The following is a 4,195-nucleotide window of genomic DNA, read 5'->3' as shown; positions in this document are numbered from 1 at the left end:
AGTTTTATGATAACTTTACTGTTAAAAGAAGTCTAGACAACCTTGTTTTATGCTTGGATATAAGGCTTATTTTAAAATAATAGTAGTGAAGATTTTCTAAAATTAACATAATACACCTTATACGAAACGTCCAAAAAATTTCCTTTTAAAACAATGTTTTATATCTGTAAAAACAGCCTAAGCACGCTCTCTTAGGCTGTTTTAGCAATTTTTCTTGTTCCACGCTCAATAAGTAAGCAATGTTCCACGGTTTTATTCAGTTTTAATAAACCTCATCCGGTTTTTTGATGAGTCATTATTTCATGTGCTTGCACTGAAATTGGCTCATCAAAAAATTGGAGTCCTGGCTAACCATAAGGAAGGAAAAAACGGCTCAGGAAGCCTCTCTTTTTAGGTTCAGGCTCAACGTGTTCTGGGACAGGGATACGTTTGTTCTCTGGAGTAGTCAATCCGTCATCTTTAGGTGGAACGACTATTACCTCTTCCTTCATTTCTACAATGGGAGCTGATTGAGGGAGTTCGAGTTCACTAGGGTCTTGAATCTTTGGTTTGGGTGCTTCCAGTAGACGTTGCATCGTCTCAATTTGATTTTGATAAAAGGATTCACGCTCTTTTGCATCATCAAGCTGATTTTTCAGCATGTCTATCTGTTGCCTAAGTAGTAAAACTTCTGCCGAATTTGGACTGTCTATTTTTACAGATTCTTTTACATCTAGTTTTTTTGAAGGTTCGCCAAAAACACGGATAGCTTCAGCCAGATCAATTTTATTATCAGAATTTTTACTTAAAATTCCTTTCTTTATGTTGTTGTAAATCGTTTGTCTATTGATATTGTAAAGCTTAGAAAGCTCAAGAACTGTAAGGCTTTTCATGCTGTAAATCTATGCCTAACTCTGTCAAAAGTTGTTGTCTATTAGACTGCCTAATAGACAAATGATCAAGTATAAATTTTAGGCAGCTTGATAGCCAACTTTTTGAAGATAAGGGAATAATTCTTGGAATTTTTCACTATCTTGAAGCATTTCAGCAATACGTATAGCGAATTGTGGATAGCTTTCTGTACCCTGAGAATACTTACCCATTTCTGGTAGTTCGGAAAGTTTAGTAGCGAATAAGTGGCGTTGCTTATCTGTCATTCTCGAGAACAGATCAGTTGTATTAGGGTCTCTATTAGTTTCTATAGATCGAATAGTTGCTTTCTTTGGCTTAAAGCTAAAAGAAAATCCTGAGATTGAACGACCTTTTTTATGCTGTTCGTATTTAACAGTTATATCTGAAAATTCGTTGATTTGATCTACTGCAATATCTAAAACACGTCTCTTAAATGCTTCCATTCGAGTGTATTCGTTAACACCTATACCAAGTTGGCTACGAAATTTATTTAATTCATAAACAGGCGTTTTCCCTACAGACTTCCATTGCATTAAGAGCTCATAAAGACGTACTGCATAAACGCTTTTGAAGTCAGCAGTTTTTTTCAAATGATAACTAGTAAAATACTGTTCAAACCCATCTATTTTAGTGACATGTTCAATTACCACACGAGTTAAGGTAACTAAAATTCTTCCTTCACCTTTCCGATAATTAGCATCTTGAATCCAGCGACTTTTTGTTAAAGTTCCATCTTCATTGGTAATCGTAAATTGTCTTTTAAAAAGAGAATCTTCTGCTTCAATTAATGCTAAATAAGCTGCATCTGGAGAAACGTTAAATGCTTTAGCATATCTAAGAGCATTTAATTCTAAAGGTTCATCTGTTGATAATCCTTGTCCAGTCTCACGAGCGTCTACAATTGCGAGCTGAAGTAAACGGGTTTCGCTTAAAGTAAGTGTCTGTAAAGCTTGTACAAGTTTATTAGATTTTACGACTAAGTCTGTCATGTCATTCTATTTAGCAACAATTTTATTGTGTTGCTATAACAACATAATAAATATTTGTTGTCAAATACCGAGGAAACGTTGCTATATAACCGAGGAAACGTTGCTATATAACCGAGGAAACGTTGCTATATAACCGAGGAAACGTTGCTATATAAAGCTTGAAATCCTTATAAATAAAAGGATTCAGTCGAGTTAAAAACATTTAAAAACTTTAAAAATAATTAAAAGCATATTTCATGAAAAATTGCCCTTGGTTTTCGCTTCGCTCAAACTCTATTGAATCTCGCTCTCGCTCGATTCGTTGGGGCAATTTTTGGTTAATCCCTAGGTAACTTCAATAAAAAGCAAAAGCAACTCGGAATTCGCTTCGCTCATAAGCTTTTTTTCTCGCTTCGCTCGGTCTAGGAATAAAACTTGGAAAGTTCGCACCCATTCGGGATGCTCTGTAGGGTAGGTGATTAATGGATAGGGAGCTTGTAATCAGGGAAAGGAAAGGGCAAATTTTCTCAGTTCGCTCGTAGACACTCGCTCTGTTTAACGACTCATGCCACGAGATTTCATTTTAGGCGCATGTTGCTGTGCTTTGAGTTGTTGTTCTTGTCTGAGTTTCAGCTGTTGTTCTGCTTTGATCTCATTCACACATTTTTTAATGACTTGATAGGTTGAGTATAGATTCTGGTATTGCTTGGCTTTGGCCGGATGTTGTTGTTGGTACTGCTTCCAGGCATGTTCTTTAAACTTTTCATTTTCCAATAAATCCTTCACACCATGTTTTTTCTGGTGTTCATGCTGACCTTTCAGTTTTTTGTGTTCTTGGTAAATCGCATCACGTTGGGCTTCCCAGGCTTTTTTTCCAAACAGTAAGGGTTTGTTCTGGGTTAATTGGTTGTGTTGATCCACCAGGCTTTGCAATTTGTCATGACTTTGCTTGAGTCCGCTTTTCACGATCTCCTGGGCGAGCTGCTGATTGAACTCGTTTTTATGCTTTTGCATCTTGCCCAGGGTGTTTTCTGCCTTTTTAAAAACATCCTGCATAAAATGCAGGTCTAGATTCGCCTCTTTTGCGCTTATTTCGCCTTGTAGCAATTTGACTAGGGTTTCTCTCTGTTTTTCCTCAAACAGGGCTTTTTCGTCAATTGGTGGCGTTTTAGCGCTATTTTTGATTTGGATCTGCTGTTCAGTTTTCAGTTTTCTGAGTTTTATCTCATTTTCAGCAATCAGCAGGTCCATATTTTTGCCGTATTGCAGCTGAGCCTGATTTCTCTGTTTGATTTCATCATTGCTTCGGCTGATTTCGGTCTCAATCCCTTTTCGGCGCAGCTCGGTGACTTTCGGTCCTTCGTGCAGGGTGGCTTCCAGGCCATTCTCCTGGTCTTTGTAGCTGCGGTGGTCAACCCGGGCGGTGGACCCGGCCAGATCCAGGTGCATATTGCAGATATTGGCAAAGTGTTCGCGCCAATGTTCGATTTCTCCACTGTGTTTCTGATCCAGTTCCCGGGTTTTCTCGGTAAAACCTTCGGGAGTGAGCTTGCGTGTGCTCATCAGGATATGGGCGTGATAATTGCGTTCATCACTGCCGGATCCGGTATGCGGTGCATGGATACAGGCATCGACGGCCACCTGATGTCTGTCTACGATACTGGCGCATAGTTCTTCGAGCATGGCCAGGCGTTGTTCCTGGTTCAACTCACTTGGAAAAGCAATTTCAAATTCCCGGGCGACTGTCGAGTTTTTTCTGGTTTCTCGTTGTTCCACTTCGTTCCAGAGTTTTCCCCGGTTTTTTAAATACTCTGGTGCGCCTTCGGGTAAATAAATTTCTTTGTATTCCACACCAGTTTTTCGGCTGTAGTCATGTTCTCGGCCTTCACGTTCGCAATAGATCTTTTCACCTGCCCGATAGGCAATCGCAGCAGTGGCGGAACGCCCTGCTGATCTTGCTACGGTTTTAACTGAAAAGTGGTAAATCGCCATGTCTGTTTTTCGCTTTTAAATTTTCACGTAGTGAAATACAACCGTGAATACGGTTGTCGGGGTATTGGGGGAGACCCCAATCGTACTTGCAAACAAAGTTTGCATAAGTGCGCTCTTCGAGGAAAACATTACTATACATATAGCACCTTGAATGCATATTCAAGTGCGCTTATGTTAGGGATGGTTTCCCAGGATGATGGTATTGGATTAATGAGCGTTACTGAAACACTAGACAGCAAAATCAAAGCACAGGAAGAAAAGCTAAAGCAGTTAAAGGCTCAAAGACAGGCAGCACTGGCAAGAGAACGTGCTAAAGAGAAAGAACAAGCTCGAAAGGATGATAC

3 protein-coding genes and 1 pseudogene are annotated in these 4,195 nt (G+C 39.5%); 1 reads left to right on the top strand and 3 read right to left on the bottom strand.

The genetic code is table 11. The features are described from left to right. Positions 1-347: 347 nt before the first annotated feature. The 3 genes from FTV30_RS15660 to mobQ form a co-directional block, all read right to left on the bottom strand. Positions 348-872 (bottom strand): plasmid replication DNA-binding protein, encoded by a 525-nt coding sequence (locus FTV30_RS15660; RefSeq protein WP_039090898.1) that lies wholly within the window; start codon positions 870-872, stop codon positions 348-350. 78 nt (positions 873-950) lie between these two features. Continuing rightward, the gene (gene repM / locus FTV30_RS15655) at positions 951-1,880 is read right to left on the bottom strand and encodes a replication initiation protein RepM (protein ID WP_000131200.1); all 930 of its coding nucleotides are present in this window, start codon (positions 1,878-1,880) and stop codon (positions 951-953) included. 534 nt (positions 1,881-2,414) lie between these two features. After that, the gene (gene mobQ, locus FTV30_RS15650; RefSeq protein WP_039090895.1) at positions 2,415-3,851 is read right to left on the bottom strand and encodes a MobQ family relaxase; all 1,437 of its coding nucleotides are present in this window, start codon (positions 3,849-3,851) and stop codon (positions 2,415-2,417) included. Positions 3,852-4,061: 210 nt separating this feature from the next. Between mobQ and FTV30_RS16390 the strand changes: the two are divergent. Next, a pseudogene (locus FTV30_RS16390) lies at positions 4,062-4,195 on the top strand (mobilization protein); the annotation flags it as partial.

Source organism: Acinetobacter sp. YH12255 (assembly GCF_013417355.1).
Lineage (GTDB): Bacteria > Pseudomonadota > Gammaproteobacteria > Pseudomonadales > Moraxellaceae > Acinetobacter > Acinetobacter pseudolwoffii.
Note: the sequence above shows the minus strand (reverse complement) of the source record. Positions and strands in the feature narration are given on the sequence as shown.